The sequence below is a fragment of the Escherichia sp. WS3063 genome (genome assembly GCF_046486595.1).
GTDB lineage: Bacteria > Pseudomonadota > Gammaproteobacteria > Enterobacterales > Enterobacteriaceae > Escherichia > Escherichia coli.
In genome coordinates this window covers 213,999-234,226 of the sequence record NZ_JBJQKY010000003.1, presented here as the reverse complement: position 1 = coordinate 234,226, position 20,228 = coordinate 213,999, and the positions used below count along the sequence as shown (strand labels likewise).

Genomic DNA, 20,228 nt, shown 5'->3' with positions numbered 1-20,228 from the left:
GTGGGGTTTTTCAACGCGCAACGGATTTACGACTGTTTCACAAACGGATATGTGTATGCCTAATCACTCAAATTTTCGGCTGCGGGGAATCGCCTGCTATATTGCGCTGGCAATCTCTGGTGGATCAGTCAATGCATGGGCTGATGATTCCATTCAATTTGACTCCCGTTTCCTTGAGTTAAAGGGTGACACGAAAATTGATCTCGGTAAGTTTTCAAAAAAAGGGTATGTCGACGCGGGTAAATATAATTTACGTGTATTTATAAATAAACAACCCCTTTCTGATGAATACGACATTAACTGGTACGTCTCTGAAAATGATCCAACAAAAACGTATGCCTGCCTGACACCTGAGTTAGTGGCGGCGCTGGGGCTGAAAGAAGGGATAGCAAAAAGCCTGCAGTGGACGCACAACGATGAATGCCTTAAACCGGGGCAATTAGATGGGATGGAAGTCGAGAATGATTTAAGCCAGTCGGCGTTGCTGCTGACAGTGCCACAGGCTTATCTCGAATATACCAGCAGCGACTGGGACCCACCCTCACGCTGGGACGACGGTATTCCTGGCCTGATTGCCGACTACAGCCTCAATGCGCAAACCCGTCATCAGGAGCAGGGTGGCGAGGACTCACATGATATCAGCGGCAACGGTACCGTTGGGGCGAATCTGGGGGCATGGCGTTTCCGCGCAGACTGGCAAAGTGATTATCAGCACACCCGCAGCAACGATGACGACGATGACAGCAGTAACAGTACAACGAGCAAAAACTGGGACTGGAGCCGTTATTACGCCTGGCGGGCCTTACCCTCTTTAAAAGCGAAGCTGTCGCTGGGTGAAGATTATCTCAACTCCGATATTTTCGACGGCTTTAACTATATTGGCAGCAGCGTCAGCACCGATGACCAGATGCTGCCGCCCAACCTGCGCGGCTATGCGCCGGATGTCTCCGGCGTGGCGCACAGCAGTGCAAAAGTCACCATTAGCCAGATGGGCCGGGTACTTTACGAAACCCAGGTTCCCGCCGGGCCATTCCGCATTCAGGATATCGGCGACTCCGTCTCCGGCACACTGCACGTCCGCGTTGAAGAACAGAATGGTCAGGTGCAGGAATATGACGTTACCACCGCATCTATGCCATTCCTCACGCGCCAGGGGCAGGTGCGTTACAAAGTGATGATGGGGCGTCCGGAAGACTGGAACCACAGGACCGAAGGCGGCTTTTTCTCCGGTGGAGAAGCGTCATGGGGGGTAGCAGATGGCTGGTCGCTCTACGGTGGCGCGCTGGCAGATGAACACTACCAGTCGGCGGCGATGGGGGTGGGGCGCGACCTCGCACAGTTTGGCGCGCTGGCGTTCGATGTGACTCACTCGCACGTCAACCTGGAGCATGACAGCGCATACGGCAAAGGAAAACTGGACGGCAACTCCTTTCGCGTGAGCTATGCCAAAGACTTTGACGAACTCAACAGCCGCGTCACCTTTGCAGGCTACCGTTTTTCTGAAAAGAACTTCATGACCATGAGCGAGTATCTGGACGCGAACCAGTCGGACATGGCGCGGACCGGTAACGACAAAGAGATGTATACGATCACCTATAACCAGAACTTTGCCGCTGCGGGTGTCTCGATCTATCTCAACTACTCCCATCGTACTTACTGGGATCGCCCGGAACAGACAAACTATAACCTGATGTTTTCCCACTATTTTAATATGGGGAGCATTCGCAACATGAGCATCTCGGTGACCGGCTATCGCTACGAATATGACGATAATGCGGATAAGGGGATGTACCTCAGCATGAGCATTCCGTGGAGCGACAGCAGCACCGTGACCTACAACGGCTCCTACGGCAGTGGGTCGGACAGCAGCCAGGTCGGTTACTTTAAGCGCGTTGATGACGCAACGCACTACCAGGTTAACGTCGGTACCAGCGAACAGCACGGCAGCGTGGATGGTTATCTGAGCCATGACGGTTCGCTGGCGAAGGTTGATCTCAGCGCCAACTACCATGAAGGGGAATACCGTTCGGCGGGGATCGCCTTACAGGGCGGGGCAACGCTGACCGCGCATGGCGGCGCGCTGCATCGCACTCAAAGCATGGGCGGCACGCGCCTGCTGATTGACGCCGACGGGATTGCTGACGTGCCGGTCGAAAGCAACGGCGCGCCGGTGTACACCAATATGTTTGGCAAGGCGGTGGTCGCCGATATTAACAACTACTACCGCAATCAGGCGTATATCGATTTAAACAACTTGCCGGAAGATGCGGAAGCCACCCAGTCGGTGGTGCAGGCAACCCTGACGGAAGGCGCAATCGGCTATCGTAAATTCAAAGTGATCAGCGGGCAAAAAGCGATGGCGGTACTGCGGTTGCGTGACGGTAGCTACCCGCCGTTTGGCGCGGAAGTGAAAAACGACGAGCAGCAGCAGGTTGGCATTGTGGATGATGAAGGCAATGTCTATCTGGCGGGAGTCAATGCGGGTGAGCATATGACGGTGTTCTGGGAAGGCAGCGCACAATGCGAGATCGTATTGCCGAAGCCGCTACCTGCCGATCTGTTCAGCGGCCTGTTGTTGCCGTGTGAACAAAAGGGAACGGCAGCCCCTGATTCTTCAGCGCCAGAAATTAAGCCTGTTATTCAGGACCAGACGCGGCAAGTCACACCAACGGAAGCGCCGACGTCAATTTCAGCTACTCAATAATCTGATTAAGGAACGATCAATGTCTTATAAATTATCCAGTTCAATGGTCGTCAGCACGGCGCTGGCGGCACTGCTTACCACCGCCAGCCTGACGGCGCATGCATCGGTCACCCCGGATCGCACCCGTCTGGTGTTTAACGAAAGCGATAAATCGATCAGCGTGACCCTGCGCAACAACAACGAAAAGCTGCCTTACCTGGCGCAAAGCTGGCTGGAAGATGAGAAGGGCAACAAAATCACCTCGCCGCTGGCGGTACTGCCGCCGGTGCAGCGTATTGACGCCATGATGAACGGCCAGGTGAAGATTCAGGCGCTGCCGGACATTCACACGCTGCCGTCCGATCGCGAAAGCCTGTTCTATTACAACGTGCGTGAGATCCCGCCAAAGACCGGGAAAGCCAACACTCTGCAAATTGCCCTGCAAACGCGCATCAAGCTGTTCTGGCGACCAAAGGCGCTGGAGAAGATCGACATGAGAAAACCGTGGCAGTTTAAGGTGACGCTCACGCGCAGCGGCCAGGACTATACCGTCAATAACCCGACGCCATACCACGTCATCATCAGCGATGCCAGCACACAGAAGAAAGGGCCGACCGCCGCCGGGTTTAAACCGCTGGTGATGTCGCCGAAAACGTCACAGCCGTTAAAGGCAAAAATGGACAGCGCCCCGGTGCTGACCTACATCAACGACTACGGCGCGCGCCTGCCGCTGATCTTCCGCTGTGAAGGGGACACCTGCAAGGTGGATGAAGATCAAAGCAGCAAAGGCTGATAACGGGAGAAGCAACATGAAAGCGTTCTTTCTGGCCGGGTCTGCCGCGCTACTGCTGGCCTGTGGCGCGACCGTTTCCCCGGCAATGGCGGGCGGCAAAATCGTCAACCTGACGCTGCGCGTACTGGTGGATGGGCCACCGCCCTGCTCGATACAGGGAAGCGCGGTGGAGTTCGGCAGTGTGGTCATTAAAGGCATTGATGGCGTCAACTACCGTCAGCCGGTGGGCTACACCATGAACTGCTCAAACAGCGTCAGCGACGACCTGCGAATGCAGCTTCAGTCCACCACCACCACAATTAATGGTGAAACGGTACTGAGTACCGGGATCGATGGCTTCGGCATTCGCATTCAGAATGCCGCCGACCATTCGCTGGTGGCCGTGGGCAACGCTAGCTGGCTGCCGTTCAACATCAACACCCGGCCAGAATTCGAAGCCGTCCCGGTGAAGCAGAGCGGGGTGGAACTGATGGCATCGGAGTTTAACGCGACCATGACCATGGTGGTGGACTACCAATGAAACGACTCGCGTGGTGCTTACTTTACGGTTTTGCTGGCCTGTCGCAGGCCGCGGTTAACGACGTTACTTTTCACGGCACGCTGGTCTCGCCACCCGCCTGTACCATCAGCGACGGTAAGAGCATTGAAGTGGCGTTCAGCAATGTGATCATCGACAACATCAACGGCGACAACTTTCGTCAGGACGTGCCTTACACCATCAGTTGCGATCCTGATGTGCGCGACGACGCCTGGGAGATGAGCCTGACCTGGACGGGCCACCAGACCAGCTACGATGACGCCGCCATTGAAACCGACGTCGCTGGCCTGGGGATTGAGCTTCAGCAAAACGGCCAGCCGTTTAAAGTGGGCGAACAGTTGAAAATAGACCCGGCGAGCCCGCCGACGCTGACCGCGGTGCCGGTAAAAGCCAGCGACGCGGCGCTCAGTGAAGGGAACTTCTCTGCCTGGGCAACCTTAACGGTGGATTACCAATGAATCTGACTCGCACACATTACCGCTACGCGGCGCTGGCGGCGCTGCTGGCGTACGGCGGCATGGCGCAGGCGGCTGACAACCTGCATTTCTACGGCAATTTACTCAGTAAATCCTGCACGCTGGTGATTCAGGGCGAGTCGCTGGCGGAGGTGCATTTTCCCACCATCAGCCGTAAAGACCTGATGGCGACCGGGCAGTCGGCGCGGGTGCCGGTGGTGTTTCAACTGAAAGATTGCAAAGGGCCAGCCGAGTATCAAGTCCGGGTGACGCTGACCGGTACGGAAGACAGCGAGCAGCCCGGTTTTCTGGCGCTGGATGCCTCCTCCGGGGCGCAGGGCGTGGGGATTGGGATGGAAAAAACCGACGGAACGGCGGTGCCGATCAACAACACCAGCGGCGCGACCTTTGTGCTGAGCACCGGTGATAACAATCTGAATTTTAATGCCTGGCTCCAGGCGAAAAGCGGCCGGGAAGTGACGATGGGTGAATTTACCGCTTCTTTAACCGCAACGTTTGAGTACCTTTGATATGAAAATATTCCGTTTGATAACCTGTTTGTTACTACTGATGTTTGCGGGGACGGGCGCGCAGGCAGCGAAAAAGATTGCCACGTTGCATACGTTTTCGGGCTTTTCCACTTACAGTACGCATGTCATGTACTACCTTGATATTCTTACCCCCGAAGGCGTTAAGCATGGTGTGTATAAGAACTCCACTACTCTGTTGAAAGTGGGTTATCTGGAAAATGTTAGCTGGACAGGGAGTGATACCCCGCCCGATTTATATTTGAATGCTTTTAGTTCAGCACCGAAGTCAAGCTGTCCAGGACTTGACGAATACGATGCCCGGTCTAAGACCGACTGGGTCTGCTACGAGATGCCTATCGATGTTTATTATGATGCCGACGTGCATGGCTGCCCATGGCTAGTCACAACGCGTAATGAGAGTTCTGTGCCGTCAGACACGGTTGGCCCCTATATTGGCCCGCAGGCGCGTAACTCGACCTGTCCGGTCTCAGTGGCCACCTATGATATTTCGTGGAGTGAAGACTACATCTTGTATACGAAGGTGCTGTCGTTGCAGTCGACGGGCGGCATGATTGAAAAAACGCTCCCGACCTTCCTGATGGAAAACGGCAGGCTTTGCGACGGCAGCCAGATGGATGACCGCGGTGCGTACTGCCGCTTTGTAGCTGAGATGATCACGTTCTCCACCTCCGGCTGCGACAATTCAAGCGTTACGGTTACGCCCAACCGACACCCCATTACGGACAAACAACTGCACGACATGGTGGTGCAGGTGGATACCAGCAGCAGGCAGCCGATTGATTCCACCTGCCGCTTCCAGTACACGCTCAACGAACTGTAGCGCATACACCACACGACGCGGGGCCATCTGGCCCCGTTGTCCGTTATGTCATGCGGTCATCCAGTTTTTTAGAATATTCGCCACCACGGGAGCGAAAGGTGCCAGATAACCGTCGACGGGGGTGAGTAATTCGTCGATAACCGCTTGCAGCAGGTCGTCATCTTCAAGCCCCTCTGAAGGGTCAATGCCATTAGCCCACAGAAGGCTGTCGGAAAGCTGCTTACGTTTTTCAATCAATGCCCGATTATTACGTTCACTATCGCCAAGGTTGAGTACCTTAATCGCATCGATAGCTCTCGGCGTCGTCCCTTCAATTCGACCACTGATCTTGAAGATAAACTCGGTTTCACATTCCGGCATAAGCGGCGTTAACAGCAATGGCTGGTTCTTATGCGAGTCGTCACACTGGCCTTTTGTTTTGCAGCTTGCAACGATATTCGTGAATTCCAGACTGCGAGCAGGAGCTAAATCCCTGGCTTCGACATGTTCATTAACGGTATCGCGGTTTGTACCTGTCACGCGATCGCAGCAATAAGCACAGAGATAAAATTGCTCCTGAGCGCACTGCTGGCTGAGATCGCCAACGATATCCCATTTTTTTTGCGCATAAAGTTCCTGAAACCACTGATTGGCATTTTTATCCCGTGGTTTTGCTCTCACCCACTGTTGCATTGCGAATATCCGTATCCATCACATTCAAAAGCACAGTATTCGCATCTTGCCCATACAGAGACGGGAGCTGCGTTAATTCGCCATCATCCAGAGAATAAACCAGCACATCTTTGCAATCACTGATCACTAAAGGAGAGTGGGTTGTTAAGACAAACTGGCAATGTGGGAATGTTGTCGTCAGACGCTGGATGATTGTACGCTGCCATGTTGGATGCAGGTGCATGTCCACTTCATCAATTAATACAATTCCCTCGCCGTTTAGCGGGTTTTCTAACATCGGGTTCATCATTGCCAGGCGGCGAGCAATATCGCCGACTAACGCCATCAGTGATTTTTCACCCTGCGATAATTGCAGCACATTCAGTGTCTGGCCATTTTTATCTATCGACATATGCAGGCGAGGTTTACGCCTGACGCGTAAGTTGCTGAACCCTGGCATAAAGCGACTAATGGCCGTTCTGACGGCGGTCAACTGGCGATCCCGGGACGAGGCCATGATTGCCGTTAATGCATTTAAGACGGCGTTATCGAGATCTATCCTGGTACTGAGCTTATCCAGAACGTCTTGCGGTAAGCCCGATTCATTTTCTGCATCTTCGCGATTGCGAAACCACTCAAAGAAACGGCGGAAATCAATACCCTGATTCAGGGCGTTATCGTAGCCATCCAGTTGCAAAAAATTATGACGTTCTTTTATTTTCAACGGCACATCCAGCACGACACGTTCTACGGGATAGAAGGCGATAAGCGGGAAGGATGCCCCGCTATTCTGGGTGTATTGATCTCGATAAAACGCAGCCAATTGGCTGGCCTCTTGCAGGCTGGAGGCGGTGGTCGATTTTTTCCCACTGGCCGTTTTGGCAAGCAACCAACGGTAGGGCGTAGCGGCCTCCGTCGCTGGATGCGTATTCAGTACCTGAAGTTCAATTGTCGCCGAACTCCTACCGTTCAGAATAGCGTCTTCAGGAATAGGGCTACCGTTACCTTTTTCAGTACGAACTCGGGCAACGAACCAACTCAGGCTGGTTGCCAACGATTTTAATATTGATGTTTTACCTGCACCATTATTACCAATAAAAACGGTCACATTGCTCTTGAACTCCTCCACTGGAGCCAGATGAACGTCAAGTTCTTCAAACCGCCCCAGATTAGTGAGCTTAAGCGTGCGGATATTCATCATTGAGTGCCCTGCGTTGAGTTCTGTTTGGATAATCTTACACTTAACCGTCGACGTCTGTCAGTGAAAGCGTATGCCCGTCATGATGTCAGGGCAATTCCGGCGGCAGCCACTCATCCACTTCTATCAACACCAGCAATGCCGCATCACCACCGTACTCTTTCGGTGCCTGATGAAATGCCATCACATGCGGATGTTGCGCCAGCCACAGCGGCGTTTGCTGCTTCAAAATATGCTTACCATGACCATGCATCACGCAGGCACAAAACACATGTTCGCGGCGACAGGCGGCAATCAATGCGCCTAACTCCTGCTTGGCTTGCAGCTGCGTCAAACCGTGCAAATCCAAAAACAGCTCCGGTGAATAATCGCCACGGCGTAACTTCTTCGCCTCAAAATGGCTGACATCCGGGCGAACATATTTCACCGGACCTTCGGTATTTAATAATGGCTGAAACTCATCGGAGAAATAATGGCTGGCATCGGCCTGCTCCTGAATCAACCGCTTGACCGGCACTTCGCTGATTTTTTTACGCTGCGGTCGGTGGACAATCGTGTCCTGCTTAATCTTGCGAGTCCCCGCCATCAACTGGCGAAACAGCGCCTGGTCCTCCTCGCTAAGTGTTGTTTTCTTTTTCATTTAACTGTCTCTATTTCTAATTTTCCTACAGTTTACCCGACTCGTAGCGCAATCGATCGTTTTAAACGTATTTTTCCTCACTCACCGCGCGTGAATGCTGATTTATCGTCATCTTCATGGCAAACTAGCCGCCGAAATTATTGCGATCATGCCCTGGAGGAATACGTGGATAAAATTTTCGTTGATGAAGCAGTAAATGAGCTGCAAACCATTCAGGACATGTTGCGCTGGTCGGTGAGCCGCTTCAGCGCGGCAAATATCTGGTATGGTCACGGCACCGATAACCCGTGGGATGAAGCCGTGCAACTGGTGTTGCCTTCGCTCTACCTGCCGCTGGATATTCCAGAAGATATGCGCACCGCGCGTCTGACCTCCAGCGAAAAACACCGTATTGTTGAACGCGTGATCCGCCGCGTCAACGAACGCATTCCGGTGGCTTACCTGACCAACAAAGCCTGGTTCTGCGGCCATGAATTTTACGTCGATGAACGCGTGCTGGTGCCGCGCTCGCCGATTGGTGAACTGATCAACAATAAATTTGCCGGACTCATCAGCAAGCAACCGCAGCACATTTTAGATATGTGTACCGGTAGCGGCTGCATTGCGATTGCCTGTGCTTATGCCTTCCCGGATGCAGAAGTCGACGCGGTAGATATCTCTCCCGACGCGCTGGCGGTTGCCGAACAGAATATCGAAGAACACGGTCTGATCCACAACGTCATTCCTATTCGGTCCGATCTGTTCCGCGACTTGCCGAAAGTGCAGTACGACCTGATTGTCACTAACCCGCCGTATGTCGATGCGGAAGATATGTCCGACCTGCCAAACGAATACCGCCACGAGCCGGAACTGGGCCTGGCATCTGGCACCGACGGCCTGAAACTGACGCGTCGCATTCTCGGAAACGCGGCGGATTACCTTGCTGATGATGGTGTGCTGATTTGTGAAGTCGGCAACAGCATGGTACATCTTATGGAACAATATCCGGATGTTCCGTTCACCTGGCTGGAGTTTGATAACGGCGGCGATGGTGTGTTTATGCTCACCAAAGAGCAGCTGCTGGCGGCCCGTGAACATTTCGCGATTTATAAAGATTAAGTAAACACGCAAACACAACAATAACGGAGCCGTGATGGCTGGAAACACAATTGGACAACTCTTTCGCGTAACCACCTTCGGCGAATCGCACGGGCTGGCGCTCGGCTGCATCGTCGATGGTGTTCCGCCAGGCATTCCGCTGACGGAAGCGGACCTGCAACATGACCTCGACCGTCGTCGCCCTGGGACATCGCGCTATACCACCCAGCGTCGTGAGCCGGATCAGGTCAAAATTCTCTCCGGTGTTTTTGAAGGTGTTACTACCGGCACCAGCATCGGTTTGTTGATCGAAAATACCGACCAGCGTTCTCAGGATTATAGTGCGATTAAGGACGTTTTCCGTCCAGGCCATGCCGATTACACCTACGAACAAAAATACGGTCTGCGCGATTATCGCGGCGGCGGGCGCTCTTCCGCCCGCGAAACCGCCATGCGCGTGGCGGCAGGGGCGATTGCAAAAAAATATCTCGCCGAGAAATTTGGTATCGAAATCCGCGGCTGCCTGACCCAGATGGGTGACATTCCGCTGGAAATCAAAGACTGGTCGCAGGTCGAGCAAAATCCGTTTTTCTGCCCGGACCCGGACAAAATCGACGCCTTAGATGAACTGATGCGCGCGCTGAAAAAAGAGGGCGACTCCATCGGCGCGAAAGTCACCGTTGTTGCCAGTGGCGTCCCCGCCGGACTTGGCGAGCCGGTCTTTGACCGCCTGGATGCCGACATCGCCCATGCGCTGATGAGCATCAACGCGGTGAAAGGCGTAGAAATTGGTGATGGTTTTGACGTGGTAGCGCTGCGTGGCAGCCAGAACCGTGACGAAATCACCAAAGACGGTTTCCAGAGCAACCATGCAGGCGGCATTCTTGGTGGTATCAGCAGCGGGCAGCAAATCATTGCCCATATGGCGCTGAAGCCAACCTCCAGCATTACCGTGCCAGGGCGTACCATTAACCGCTTTGGCGAAGAAGTTGAGATGATCACCAAAGGTCGTCACGATCCTTGTGTTGGGATCCGCGCGGTGCCGATCGCGGAAGCGATGCTAGCGATCGTTTTAATGGATCACCTGTTACGGCAACGGGCGCAAAATGCCGATGTGAAGACTGATATTCCACGCTGGTAAAAAATGAACAAAACCGCGATTGCGCTGCTGGCTCTGCTTGCCAGTAGCGCCAGCCTGGCAGCGACGCCGTGGCAAAAAATAACCCAACCTGTGCCGGGTAGCGCACAATCGATAGGCAGTTTTTCTAATGGCTGTATCGTCGGCGCTGACACGTTGCCGATACAGTCCGAACATTATCAGGTCATGCGTACCGATCAGCGTCGCTATTTCGGACATCCGGATCTGGTGATGTTTATCCAGCGTCTGAGTCGCCAGGTGAGCAATCTGGGCATGGGTACGGTGCTGATTGGCGATATGGGGATGCCCGCTGGTGGTCGTTTCAACGGCGGTCACGCCAGCCACCAGACCGGACTGGATGTCGATATCTTCCTGCAACTGCCGAAAACACGCTGGACCTCCGCGCAGCTCTTGCGCCCGCAAGCTCTGGACTTAGTTTCCCGCGACGGTAAACACGTTGTCCCCGCGCTGTGGAAGCCAGAAATTTTCAGCTTGATCAAACTCGCCGCCCAGGACAAAGACGTCACGCGCATTTTTGTTAATCCGGCGATTAAACAACAACTTTGCCTTGATGCGGGCACCGATCGCGACTGGTTACGTAAAGTGCGACCCTGGTTCCAGCATCGCGCGCATATGCATGTACGATTACGTTGTCCTGCCGATAGTCTGGAGTGTGAAGATCAACCTTTACCGCCACCAGGCGATGGTTGCGGGGCAGAACTGCAAAGCTGGTTTGAACCACCAAAACCGGGAACAACAAAGCCTGAGAAGAAGACACCGCCTCCGTTGCCGCCTTCCTGCCAGGCGCTACTGGATGAGCACGTGATCTAATGGAAACGTTTAATAGCCTGTTTATGGTTTCCCCGCTGTTGCTGGGAGTTCTCTTTTTTGTCGCCATGCTGGCGGGATTTATCGACTCGATTGCCGGTGGCGGTGGGTTACTCACCATTCCGGCATTGATGGCGGCGGGGATGTCTCCGGCTAACGCGCTGGCAACTAATAAACTGCAAGCCTGCGGCGGCTCTATTTCCGCCACTATCTACTTTATTCGGCGCAAAGTGGTTAGCTTAAGCGATCAGAAACTCAATATCGCCATGACCTTTGTCGGCTCAATGAGCGGCGCGCTGTTGGTGCAGTATGTTCAGGCCGATGTCTTACGGCAGATTTTACCGATCCTGGTGATTTGTATCGGCCTCTATTTTTTGCTGATGCCAAAACTGGGAGAAGAAGATCGCCAGCGCCGGATGTATGGACTGCCATTTGCGCTGGTGGCGGGGGGCTGCGTCGGTTTTTACGATGGATTCTTTGGCCCGGCTGCTGGGTCGTTTTACGCGCTGGCCTTTGTTACGCTGTGCGGATTCAACCTCGCCAAAGCCACGGCCCACGCCAAATTACTCAACGCAACGTCAAACATCGGTGGTTTGCTGCTGTTTATTCTCGGCGGCAAAGTGATTTGGGCGACGGGCTTTGTGATGCTGGTGGGGCAGTTCCTCGGCGCGCGCATGGGTTCAAGACTGGTGTTGAGCAAAGGACAAAAGCTGATCCGCCCGATGATCGTTATCGTCTCGGCGGTGATGAGTGCCAAATTACTTTACGATAGCCACGGACAGGAGATCCTCCACTGGTTGGGGATGAACTAATGAACAGTACACACCACTATGAGCAGTTGATTGAGATTTTTAATAGCTGCTTTGCCGATGAATTTAATACCCGTCTGATTAAAGGCAACGACGAACCGATCTATCTTCCTGCTGATGCGGAAGCACCGTATAACCGAATCGTCTTCGCTCATGGCTTTTATGCCAGCGCCATCCACGAGATTTCGCACTGGTGTATTGCCGGGAAAGCGCGCCGTGAGCTGGTTGATTTCGGTTACTGGTATTGCCCGGACGGACGCGATGCCCAGACGCAAAGTCAGTTTGAAGATGTTGAAGTGAAGCCGCAGGCGCTGGACTGGTTGTTCTGCGTGGCGGCGGGATATCCGTTTAATGTTAGCTGCGACAATCTGGAAGGGGATTTCGAACCGGACCGCGTGGTGTTTCAACGGCGGGTACATGCGCAGGTGATGGATTATCTGGCAAACGGCATTCCCGAACGTCCGGCACGCTTCATTAAAGCACTACAAAATTATTATCACACGCCGGAACTTACGGCGGAACAGTTCCCGTGGCCGGAAGCGCTCAACTGAAGCCAGCGCCACGTTTTACAATGAGGAAAGAAGATGATCGCGGAGTTTGAATCACGCATTCTGGCATTAATCGACGGTATGGTTGACCATGCCAGTGATGATGAGTTGTTTGCCAGTGGGTATTTGCGTGGCCACCTGACATTAGCCATCGCAGAACTGGAAAGTGGTGACGACCACTCCGCTCAGGCGGTACATACAACCGTTAGCCAGAGTCTGGAAAAAGCCATTGGTGCCGGTGAATTGTCGCCGCGTGACCAGGCGCTGGTGACCGATATGTGGGAACACCTGTTTCAGCAGGCGTCACAGCAGTAAGTAATGTGCCGGATGCGGCGTTCACGCCATATCCGGCAAGCAATGCCAGAGCAGATTACCCCGCCTTAACCGCTTTACCCTTCAACAACTTCCGCACCCATAACCGATTCGGGTTTAACGCCGCCAGCGTACTGGCATCCATCGGAATCGGTTCTTCACTCATCTGTGCCGCCAGAATCTCGGCACACAGCGGAGCAGAACACAAACCGCGCGAACCTAAAGCAGCAAACATAAAGAGATCGTCATAAACCGGCGCGCTTACCGCTTCATCTTTCTTCTCCGCCAGCGACGCATATTCCACGAGTGTAGCGTCATAATCAGGCACGTTGCCTACCATTGGCAGATGATCGCGGGTGGCACAACGTACACCGCAACGCGCCTCTTTATCACTGACATCAACCGCTTTCGCCCATTGTGCCTGCGGGAAACAATCAATCAACCGCTGGCGATTCTGCTGCTGATCGTCCTCACTGTACGCCGTATCTTCGCTGCCGCGATGATAACTGGCACCAATACAATGATGTTGATTCGCCGGATTTTGTGGCGTGAGATAACCGTCATAGCACAGCACCTGTTTCAGTTTTGCCAGTTCCGGCGTTGTCGGAATATGGCTGACCTGACCGGCAACCGAATACACTGGCAGAGACGACGTTTGGCTGAAACGGCTGATTTGATGCCCGTTCGCCAGTACCACCACACTATGCGTCGCTTGCTGATCACCTGCAAAATTCAACAACCAACAATCATCCTTACGGGATAAATCCTGTAACTGATATTGATAATGAATCTGCAAACCCTGCTGTTGCGCCAGTTCCAGCACATTACGGGTTAGTTCTGCCGGACACAGCCAGCCACCTTGCGGATAAGTAATACCGCTGCAATTTGTCGCAACGCCCGTAATTTGTTCAACCGCATTTGCCTCAACGGCTACAGCCAGTTCTGCGGGTAAATTCATCGACAACATCTGTGCGATTTTATGCTGGCTTTTCTCATCCCAGCCTAACTGCGTGACGCCGCACCAGTCATGATCAAATTTAACGGGCAATAAATCGTAAAACCGACGAGCAAAAGTAAACGCATTAGAGAAAAAACGGTTTAGCGCTTCATCGTGTTTACTTAAAAGCGGATACAGCGCCCCCTGGCGATTGCCGGAAGCACCCAGTGCGGGAGCCTCATCCGCGCAATAAAGCGTTACTTGCCAGCCGCGACGCAATAGCGCCAGTGACAACAACGCGCTGGCAATACCGCCTCCAATAATTGCCGCTTCCTGTTTGTTGCTGCCCGTACGGTTAAACCACGGCGTGGAGCAGGGGAGGGGTAATGTCTGTTCCATCACCCCACAAAGCATTTCCCGTTTGCGCCCAAACCCTTTGCGCTTTTGCATGCTAAATCCGGCTTCCTGCAAACCGCGGCGGACAAAACCGGCAGACGTAAAGGTCGCCAGCGTGCCGCCCGGACGCGCTAACCTTGCCATGGCCTTAAACAGATTTTGCGTCCACATATCCGGGTTTTTCGCTGGCGCAAAGCCGTCCAGAAACCAGGCATCTACTTTTTGATTCAGCGAATCGTCCAGTTGGCTGGTCAGTTCGTTTATATCGCCAAACCATAAATCCAGCGTCACGTGGCCTTCATCGAGCAATAAACGATGGCAACCGGGCAAGGGCATTGGCCACTGCGCCTGAAGTTGTTCCGCCCACGGAGCCAGTTCCGGCCAGTGATGATGCGCTAAGGCTAAATCCGCACGGGCGAGGGGAAATTTTTCAAAACTAATGAAATGTAAGCGTTGTAATTGCGCCTGTGGATGCGCTTCGCGAAACTGATCAAATGCCTGCCATAGCGTCAGGAAGTTTAATCCGGTGCCGAAGCCGCTCTCTGCTACCACAAACAGAGGATGTGGATGCTCAGGAAAACGTGCCTCTAATTGGTTACCCCCAAGAAAAACATAACGCGTCTCTTCCAGTCCGTTATCGTTGGAAAAATAGACATCGTCAAAATCTCGGGAAACAGGTGTACCCTCAGCATTAAATTCAAGGTTGGCAGGTTGTATGGCGTAGTGTTTCACGTAAGTTACTCGTCTTACAGGCGGTGGCTCGATCTTAGCGATGTGTGCCAGGCTGCGCAAATTTCTCTATTAATTGGCTGATCGGACTTGTTCGGCGTACAAGTGTACGCTATTGTGCATGCGAAACTTACTCTATGTGCGACTTACAGAGGTATTGAATGAAACGTGCAGTGATTACTGGCCTGGGCATTGTTTCCAGCATCGGTAATAACCAGCAGGAAGTCCTGGCATCTCTGCGTGAAGGACGTTCAGGGATCACTTTCTCTCAGGAGCTGAAGGATTCCGGCATGCGTAGCCACGTCTGGGGCAACGTAAAACTGGATACCACTGGCCTCATTGACCGCAAAGTTGTGCGCTTTATGAGCGACGCATCCATTTATGCATTCCTTTCTATGGAGCAGGCAATTGCAGATGCTGGCCTCTCCCCGGAAGCTTACCAGAATAACCCGCGCGTTGGCCTGATTGCAGGTTCCGGCGGCGGCTCCCCGCGTTTCCAGGTTTTCGGCGCTGACGCAATGCGCGGCCCGCGCGGCCTGAAAGCGGTTGGCCCGTATGTGGTCACCAAAGCGATGGCATCCGGCGTTTCTGCCTGCCTCGCCACGCCGTTTAAAATTCACGGCGTTAACTACTCCATCAGCTCCGCGTGTGCGACTTCCGCACACTGTATCGGTAACGCAGTAGAGCAGATCCAACTGGGCAAACAGGACATCGTGTTTGCTGGTGGCGGCGAAGAATTGTGCTGGGAAATGGCTTGTGAATTCGACGCGATGGGTGCGCTGTCTACTAAATACAACGACACCCCGGAAAAAGCCTCCCGTACTTACGACGCTCACCGTGACGGTTTCGTTATCGCTGGCGGTGGCGGTATGGTAGTGGTTGAAGAGCTGGAACACGCGCTGGCGCGTGGTGCTCACATCTATGCTGAAATCGTTGGCTACGGCGCAACCTCTGATGGCGCAGACATGGTTGCTCCGTCTGGCGAAGGTGCAGTGCGCTGCATGAAGATGGCGATGCACGGTGTTGATACCCCAATCGACTACCTGAACTCTCATGGTACTTCGACTCCGGTTGGCGACGTGAAAGAACTGGCAGCTATCCGTGAAGTGTTCGGCGATAAGAGCCCGGCGATTTCTGCAACCAAAGCAATGACCGGTCACTCACTGGGCGCTGCTGGCGTACAGGAAGCTATCTACTCTCTGCTGATGCTGGAACACGGTTTTATCGCCCCGAGCATCAACATTGAAGAGCTGGACGAGCAGGCTGCGGGTCTGAACATCGTGACCGAAACGACCGATCGCGAACTGACCACCGTTATGTCTAACAGCTTCGGCTTCGGCGGCACTAACGCCACGCTGGTAATGCGCAAGCTGAAAGATTAATTCGCAGTAGGTCGGAGTAGCTCGGAGTAGGTCGGATAAGACGCGCCAGCGTCGCATCCGACGATATGCACCAATACCGCCTCCGGCACTAACGCAAAAGGGAACCCGATGGTTCCCTTTTTCACATCATTGACAATCGCCGCCAGTTCCAGGCAAACTTCCCGCTTTGTCGATATCCTGCTAAAAAGACGTACGCGTTAAATCCTGCCAACGCACCGTAACCCTGAAACCAGAGAGATGAGACGGGGATACTCCTCGCCTTGCGCTGCATTCTGGAGTAATGCATGACTGCTGTAAGCCAAACCGAAACACGATCTTCTGCCAATTTTTCGCTCTTCCGCATCGCTTTTGCGGTTTTTCTCACCTACATGACCGTAGGTTTACCGTTGCCGGTTATCCCGCTGTTTGTTCATCATGAACTGGGCTATGGCAACACTATGGTCGGCATTGCCGTCGGGATTCAGTTTCTGGCTACGGTGCTGACGCGTGGTTACGCCGGGCGACTGGCCGATCAATATGGCGCAAAACGTTCGGCGCTTCAGGGGATGTTAGCTTGTGGTCTGGCGGGCGGCGCGCTGCTGCTGGCGGCGATTTTGCCCGTCTCCGCACCGTTCAAATTTGCTCTGTTGGTCGTTGGACGTTTGATTCTTGGCTTTGGTGAAAGCCAGTTACTGACGGGGGCTCTGACCTGGGGATTGGGCATCGTTGGGCCAAAACATTCCGGCAAAGTGATGTCATGGAACGGAATGGCGATTTACGGTGCCCTCGCTGTTGGTGCGCCGCTTGGCCTGTTGATTCATAGCCATTACGGTTTTGCCGCACTGGCGCTCACCACAATGGCATTACCCTTACTGGCGTGGGCCTGTAACGGCACAGTGCGCAAAGTACCGGCCCTGGCGGGAGAACGTCCATCGCTGTGGAGCGTTGTCGGGCTTATCTGGAAACCAGGGTTAGGTCTGGCACTACAAGGCGTTGGTTTTGCGGTTATCGGGACTTTCGTTTCGCTCTACTTTGCCAGCAAAGGATGGGCGATGGCGGGCTTTACTCTTACCGCGTTTGGCGGCGCATTTGTCGTGATGCGCGTCATGTTTGGCTGGATGCCGGACCGTTTTGGCGGCGTGAAAGTGGCGATCGTCTCTCTGCTTGTAGAAACCGTGGGCTTGTTGCTGCTCTGGCAAGCACCAGGGGCGTGGGTCGCATTAGCGGGCGCGGCGTTAACTGGAGCCGGATGTTCGCTTATCTTTCCTGCGCTGGGCGTGGAGGTGGTTAAACGCGTCCCCTCACAAGTTCGCGGCACCGCACTGGGCGGTTACGCCGCGTTTCAGGATATCGCCCTCGGCGTCTCCGGGCCGCTTGCGGGAATGCTGGCGACCACGTTTGGTTACTCTTCGGTATTTCTTGCCGGGGCGATCTCTGCGGTGCTGGGAATTATTGTCACGATACTGTCGTTTCGTCGGGGTTAACGAACCAGCCAGACCAGCATCAGGATAATCGCGACTAACAGTATCCACAGCGCGGGACGCGTTGCCATATTTTGCAACGTGTCCATCATCGGTGGAAAAGGATTAAGCAGCGGTTGCATATCACGCGGTTCAATCCCTTTAACCCGCCGTTGATAAAGCTGGTTAAGAATATCCTCGGCCTGGGAAGAAGAAAGCGATGATTGCGCAGAAAGGCCATATTTTTGCTGGATATATGCCGATAACGCCGCCAGTTCACTGGCATCTAAAGGTTGTTTTAGCGCCATCTGTAGTGATTCCAGTGTCGGCGTATTTTGCTGGCTTAGCGTCTGACGCGCCTGTAGCCAGGTCACCAGATGGTTAAACAGTTTCGCTGGAATTAACTCGCCATCTTTCACCCCGGAAAGTTCCAGCATCGATTGCCAGATCTGTTTGCTGGGTTCCCCCGTTGCTGCCGCAAGTTTGGTCACCAGCTGTTTGAGTGCATTGTGCTCCGCCGGTAATAAAGGACGGTCGGTTGCCTCGCGCTGCTGTGGTTGCGGAATAACCATTTTCCCTTCCTGCAACAGGGTGAGAATGGTTTTTAATTGCTCCGGTGAGAGCTGATTCAGCGGCGTCTGACCAAAGTTATGACGGATATAATCCGTGACCGCCTGACGATTATTCCCCAGACGTAAATACTCCCCTAATTGCGCTAAAAGCTGGCGGGCAGAATGGCTTTTTTGCGCGGCCAGCAGACGTTGCGCCAGATTATGCTCAGCGGCAGGAAAGTGACGCGAAAGCAGCGGTGAATCTCCCGACAGACCAATATCGTGCCTGATACCCGCCCACAGTTCTGCTCTTTGCTGTTGCGTCAGTGAGGTCACTTTCGTCATTAAGCTTTCCAGCGAAGTACGTTGCTGACTGGATAAAGGCTGATTGCCCGCGCCAGACGGCAGGTTATCTCCCTGACCTGGTGGTTGCCCAGGAGGAGGGCCGGAAATAGGTTGTATCATTACGTATCCTTATACCTGAAATCTTCGCAAGTATGCCTGGCCGCGAGATTATGGCACACTTGTCCGGTTAACTCTCGTCTCATACAGGTAACACAAACGTGAAAATCCTTGTTGATGAAAATATGCCTTATGCCCGCGACTTATTTAGCCGTTTGGGTGAGGTGACCGCGGTTCCCGGGCGTCCCATCCCCGTGGCTCAACTGGCAGACGCGGATGCGCTGATGGTGCGTTCGGTCACGAAAGTGAATGAATCTTTGCTGGCAGGAAAACCCATTAAATTTGTTGGCACTGCCACCGCGGGGACCGACCATGTTGATGAAGCATGGTTAAAGCAGGCGGGAATTGGTTTTTCCGCGGCACCTGGCTGTAATGCGATTGCGGTAGTGGAATATGTTTTCTCCTCCCTGCTGATGCTTGCCGAACGCGATGGATTTTCACTGCACGAGCGTACCGTGGGGATCGTTGGCGTTGGTAACGTTGGTCGTCGTTTACAGGCGCGACTGGAAGCGTTAGGGGTCAAAACCTTACTTTGCGATCCGCCCCGCGCCGACCGTGGGGATGAGGGGGATTTCCGCTCGCTGGATGAGTTAGTCCAGCATGCGGATATTCTGACTTTCCATACGCCACTCTTTAAAGATGGTCCGTACAAAACGCTGCATCTGGCGGATGAAAAACTGATCCGCAGCCTGAAACCAGGAGCGATTCTGATTAACGCCTGCCGTGGCGCAGTCGTCGATAATACCGCCCTGCTGACCTGCCTGAACGAAGGCCAGAAGTTAAGCGTAGTGCTGGATGTCTGGGAAGGCGAACCGGAACTTAACGTGGAATTGCTGAAAAAAGTGGATATCGGCACGCCGCATATCGCAGGCTATACCCTGGAAGGTAAAGCACGCGGTACTACGCAAGTGTTTGAAGCTTATAGCAAGTTTATTGGGCATGAACAGCACGTTGCGCTGGATACATTACTGCCCGCGCCAGAGTTTGGTCGCATTACGCTGCATGGCCCGCTCGATCAACCGACGCTGAAAAGGCTGGTGCATTTGGTGTATGATGTGCGCCGCGATGACGCACCGCTGCGTAAAGTCGCCGGAATACCGGGTGAGTTCGATAAACTGCGCAAAAACTATCTTGAGCGCCGTGAATGGTCATCTCTGTATGTGATTTGTGATGACGCCAGCGCGGCATCATTGCTGTATAAACTGGGTTTTAACGCCGTTCATCATCCGGCACGTTAATCTCTTCTTCATGCTCTCTGCTGTAACATTGGCAGGGAGCTTTGCTATTTCTG

General features: G+C 53.6%; 20 protein-coding genes. 15 read left to right on the top strand and 5 right to left on the bottom strand.

The features are described 5' to 3' along the window. Positions 1–55 precede the first annotated feature (55 nt). The 6 genes from ACJHYW_RS04505 to ACJHYW_RS04480 are packed head-to-tail and all read left to right on the top strand — an operon-like array spanning position 56 to position 5,840. Complete coding sequence (locus ACJHYW_RS04505; RefSeq protein WP_061092608.1) at positions 56–2,704, top strand: fimbrial biogenesis outer membrane usher protein; 2,649 nt, start codon at positions 56–58, stop codon at positions 2,702–2,704. Between the two features lie 19 nt (positions 2,705–2,723). After that, on the top strand, positions 2,724–3,476 hold the full coding sequence (locus ACJHYW_RS04500; RefSeq protein WP_032171682.1) for a fimbria/pilus periplasmic chaperone: 753 nt from the start codon (positions 2,724–2,726) through the stop codon (positions 3,474–3,476). Between the two features lie 16 nt (positions 3,477–3,492). Then, positions 3,493–3,996 (top strand): fimbrial protein, encoded by a 504-nt coding sequence (locus ACJHYW_RS04495; RefSeq protein WP_061092609.1) that lies wholly within the window; start codon positions 3,493–3,495, stop codon positions 3,994–3,996. After that, complete coding sequence (locus ACJHYW_RS04490; protein ID WP_061092610.1) at positions 3,993–4,472, top strand: fimbrial protein; 480 nt, start codon at positions 3,993–3,995, stop codon at positions 4,470–4,472. The genes ACJHYW_RS04495 and ACJHYW_RS04490 overlap by 4 nt, the downstream gene beginning before the upstream one ends. Then, positions 4,469–4,999: a fimbrial protein gene (locus tag ACJHYW_RS04485; RefSeq protein ID WP_061092611.1), complete on the top strand. Its 531-nt coding sequence runs from the start codon at positions 4,469–4,471 to the stop codon at positions 4,997–4,999. Before ACJHYW_RS04490 ends, ACJHYW_RS04485 begins: the two co-directional genes overlap by 4 nt. A 1-nt stretch (position 5,000) precedes the next feature. Further along, positions 5,001–5,840 (top strand): StfH/YfcO family fimbrial adhesin, encoded by an 840-nt coding sequence (locus tag ACJHYW_RS04480; RefSeq protein WP_061092612.1) that lies wholly within the window; start codon positions 5,001–5,003, stop codon positions 5,838–5,840. Positions 5,841–5,888: 48 nt separating this feature from the next. On the opposite strand, the gene ACJHYW_RS04475 is transcribed toward ACJHYW_RS04480, so the two are convergent. From ACJHYW_RS04475 to smrB, 3 genes are all read right to left on the bottom strand, one after another. Further along, positions 5,889–6,512 carry a hypothetical protein gene (locus ACJHYW_RS04475; RefSeq protein ID WP_001188163.1) on the bottom strand — a complete coding sequence of 208 codons (624 nt, stop codon included), beginning with the start codon at positions 6,510–6,512 and terminating at the stop codon, positions 5,889–5,891. Then, entirely contained in the window at positions 6,478–7,692 is a 1,215-nt protein-coding gene (locus ACJHYW_RS04470) for an AAA family ATPase (protein WP_061092613.1), read from the bottom strand. The genes ACJHYW_RS04475 and ACJHYW_RS04470 overlap by 35 nt, the downstream gene beginning before the upstream one ends. 85 nt (positions 7,693–7,777) lie before the next feature. Next, entirely contained in the window at positions 7,778–8,329 is a 552-nt protein-coding gene (smrB, locus tag ACJHYW_RS04465; protein ID WP_000730805.1) for an endonuclease SmrB, read from the bottom strand. A gap of 165 nt (positions 8,330–8,494) precedes the next feature. Here smrB and prmB point away from each other — a divergent pair, with 165 nt between their 5' ends. The 6 genes from prmB to ACJHYW_RS04435 are packed head-to-tail and all read left to right on the top strand — an operon-like array spanning position 8,495 to position 13,044. Further along, complete coding sequence (gene prmB / locus ACJHYW_RS04460) at positions 8,495–9,427, top strand: 50S ribosomal protein L3 N(5)-glutamine methyltransferase (protein WP_001309606.1); 933 nt, start codon at positions 8,495–8,497, stop codon at positions 9,425–9,427. A 34-nt stretch (positions 9,428–9,461) separates the two neighbouring features. Further along, a complete protein-coding gene (aroC, locus tag ACJHYW_RS04455) occupies positions 9,462–10,547 on the top strand; it encodes a chorismate synthase (protein ID WP_001297933.1) in 1,086 nt (361 codons plus the stop codon). Positions 10,548–10,550: 3 nt separating this feature from the next. Continuing rightward, positions 10,551–11,375, top strand: coding sequence for a penicillin-insensitive murein endopeptidase (mepA, locus tag ACJHYW_RS04450; protein WP_001043802.1), 825 nt, complete (start codon positions 10,551–10,553; stop codon positions 11,373–11,375). Next, positions 11,375–12,184: a sulfite exporter TauE/SafE family protein gene (locus ACJHYW_RS04445; protein WP_000447366.1), complete on the top strand. Its 810-nt coding sequence runs from the start codon at positions 11,375–11,377 to the stop codon at positions 12,182–12,184. Before mepA ends, ACJHYW_RS04445 begins: the two co-directional genes overlap by 1 nt. Beyond that, on the top strand, positions 12,184–12,732 hold the full coding sequence (gene epmC, locus ACJHYW_RS04440; protein WP_061092614.1) for an elongation factor P hydroxylase: 549 nt from the start codon (positions 12,184–12,186) through the stop codon (positions 12,730–12,732). Before ACJHYW_RS04445 ends, epmC begins: the two co-directional genes overlap by 1 nt. A gap of 33 nt (positions 12,733–12,765) precedes the next feature. Next, positions 12,766–13,044, top strand: coding sequence for a YfcL family protein (locus ACJHYW_RS04435; RefSeq protein WP_000559761.1), 279 nt, complete (start codon positions 12,766–12,768; stop codon positions 13,042–13,044). Between the two features lie 55 nt (positions 13,045–13,099). Here the strand turns inward: ACJHYW_RS04435 and mnmC are convergent, their stop codons facing one another. Then, positions 13,100–15,106, bottom strand: a complete 2,007-nt coding sequence (gene mnmC, locus ACJHYW_RS04430; RefSeq protein WP_061092615.1) for a bifunctional tRNA (5-methylaminomethyl-2-thiouridine)(34)-methyltransferase MnmD/FAD-dependent 5-carboxymethylaminomethyl-2-thiouridine(34) oxidoreductase MnmC — start codon at positions 15,104–15,106, stop codon at positions 13,100–13,102. A gap of 158 nt (positions 15,107–15,264) precedes the next feature. Here mnmC and fabB point away from each other — a divergent pair, with 158 nt between their 5' ends. After that, entirely contained in the window at positions 15,265–16,485 is a 1,221-nt protein-coding gene (gene fabB, locus ACJHYW_RS04425) for a beta-ketoacyl-ACP synthase I (RefSeq protein WP_000817178.1), read from the top strand. Between the two features lie 284 nt (positions 16,486–16,769). Then, positions 16,770–17,948 carry an arabinose transporter gene (locus ACJHYW_RS04420; protein WP_000127789.1) on the top strand — a complete coding sequence of 393 codons (1,179 nt, stop codon included), beginning with the start codon at positions 16,770–16,772 and terminating at the stop codon, positions 17,946–17,948. Here the strand turns inward: ACJHYW_RS04420 and flk are convergent. Then, positions 17,945–18,940 carry a flagella biosynthesis regulator Flk gene (gene flk, locus ACJHYW_RS04415; protein ID WP_061092616.1) on the bottom strand — a complete coding sequence of 332 codons (996 nt, stop codon included), beginning with the start codon at positions 18,938–18,940 and terminating at the stop codon, positions 17,945–17,947. The genes ACJHYW_RS04420 and flk overlap by 4 nt on opposite strands. 98 nt (positions 18,941–19,038) lie before the next feature. Between flk and pdxB the strand changes: the two genes are divergently transcribed. Beyond that, positions 19,039–20,175 carry a 4-phosphoerythronate dehydrogenase PdxB gene (gene pdxB / locus ACJHYW_RS04410; protein WP_061092617.1) on the top strand — a complete coding sequence of 379 codons (1,137 nt, stop codon included), beginning with the start codon at positions 19,039–19,041 and terminating at the stop codon, positions 20,173–20,175. The last annotated feature ends 53 nt before the right edge of the window (positions 20,176–20,228 follow it).

What these genes read in the sequence shown, in the direction of transcription:
- ACJHYW_RS04490 (WP_061092610.1), top strand. Translation starts at nt 3,993, where the DNA reads ATGAAACGACTCGCGTGGTGCTTACTTTACGGTTTTGCTGGCCTGTCG.
- ACJHYW_RS04500 (WP_032171682.1), top strand. Translation starts at nt 2,724, where the DNA reads ATGTCTTATAAATTATCCAGTTCAATGGTCGTCAGCACGGCGCTGGCG.
- ACJHYW_RS04445 (WP_000447366.1), top strand. Translation starts at nt 11,375, where the DNA reads ATGGAAACGTTTAATAGCCTGTTTATGGTTTCCCCGCTGTTGCTGGGA.
- ACJHYW_RS04475 (WP_001188163.1), bottom strand. Translation starts at nt 6,512, where the DNA reads ATGCAACAGTGGGTGAGAGCAAAACCACGGGATAAAAATGCCAATCAG.
- ACJHYW_RS04485 (WP_061092611.1), top strand. Translation starts at nt 4,469, where the DNA reads ATGAATCTGACTCGCACACATTACCGCTACGCGGCGCTGGCGGCGCTG.
- fabB (WP_000817178.1), top strand. Translation starts at nt 15,265, where the DNA reads ATGAAACGTGCAGTGATTACTGGCCTGGGCATTGTTTCCAGCATCGGT.
- flk (WP_061092616.1), bottom strand. Translation starts at nt 18,940, where the DNA reads ATGATACAACCTATTTCCGGCCCTCCTCCTGGGCAACCACCAGGTCAG.
- epmC (WP_061092614.1), top strand. Translation starts at nt 12,184, where the DNA reads ATGAACAGTACACACCACTATGAGCAGTTGATTGAGATTTTTAATAGC.
- ACJHYW_RS04480 (WP_061092612.1), top strand. Translation starts at nt 5,001, where the DNA reads ATGAAAATATTCCGTTTGATAACCTGTTTGTTACTACTGATGTTTGCG.
- ACJHYW_RS04505 (WP_061092608.1), top strand. Translation starts at nt 56, where the DNA reads ATGCCTAATCACTCAAATTTTCGGCTGCGGGGAATCGCCTGCTATATT.
- aroC (WP_001297933.1), top strand. Translation starts at nt 9,462, where the DNA reads ATGGCTGGAAACACAATTGGACAACTCTTTCGCGTAACCACCTTCGGC.
- mepA (WP_001043802.1), top strand. Translation starts at nt 10,551, where the DNA reads ATGAACAAAACCGCGATTGCGCTGCTGGCTCTGCTTGCCAGTAGCGCC.
- ACJHYW_RS04495 (WP_061092609.1), top strand. Translation starts at nt 3,493, where the DNA reads ATGAAAGCGTTCTTTCTGGCCGGGTCTGCCGCGCTACTGCTGGCCTGT.
- ACJHYW_RS04470 (WP_061092613.1), bottom strand. Translation starts at nt 7,692, where the DNA reads ATGATGAATATCCGCACGCTTAAGCTCACTAATCTGGGGCGGTTTGAA.
- smrB (WP_000730805.1), bottom strand. Translation starts at nt 8,329, where the DNA reads ATGAAAAAGAAAACAACACTTAGCGAGGAGGACCAGGCGCTGTTTCGC.
- ACJHYW_RS04420 (WP_000127789.1), top strand. Translation starts at nt 16,770, where the DNA reads ATGACTGCTGTAAGCCAAACCGAAACACGATCTTCTGCCAATTTTTCG.
- ACJHYW_RS04435 (WP_000559761.1), top strand. Translation starts at nt 12,766, where the DNA reads ATGATCGCGGAGTTTGAATCACGCATTCTGGCATTAATCGACGGTATG.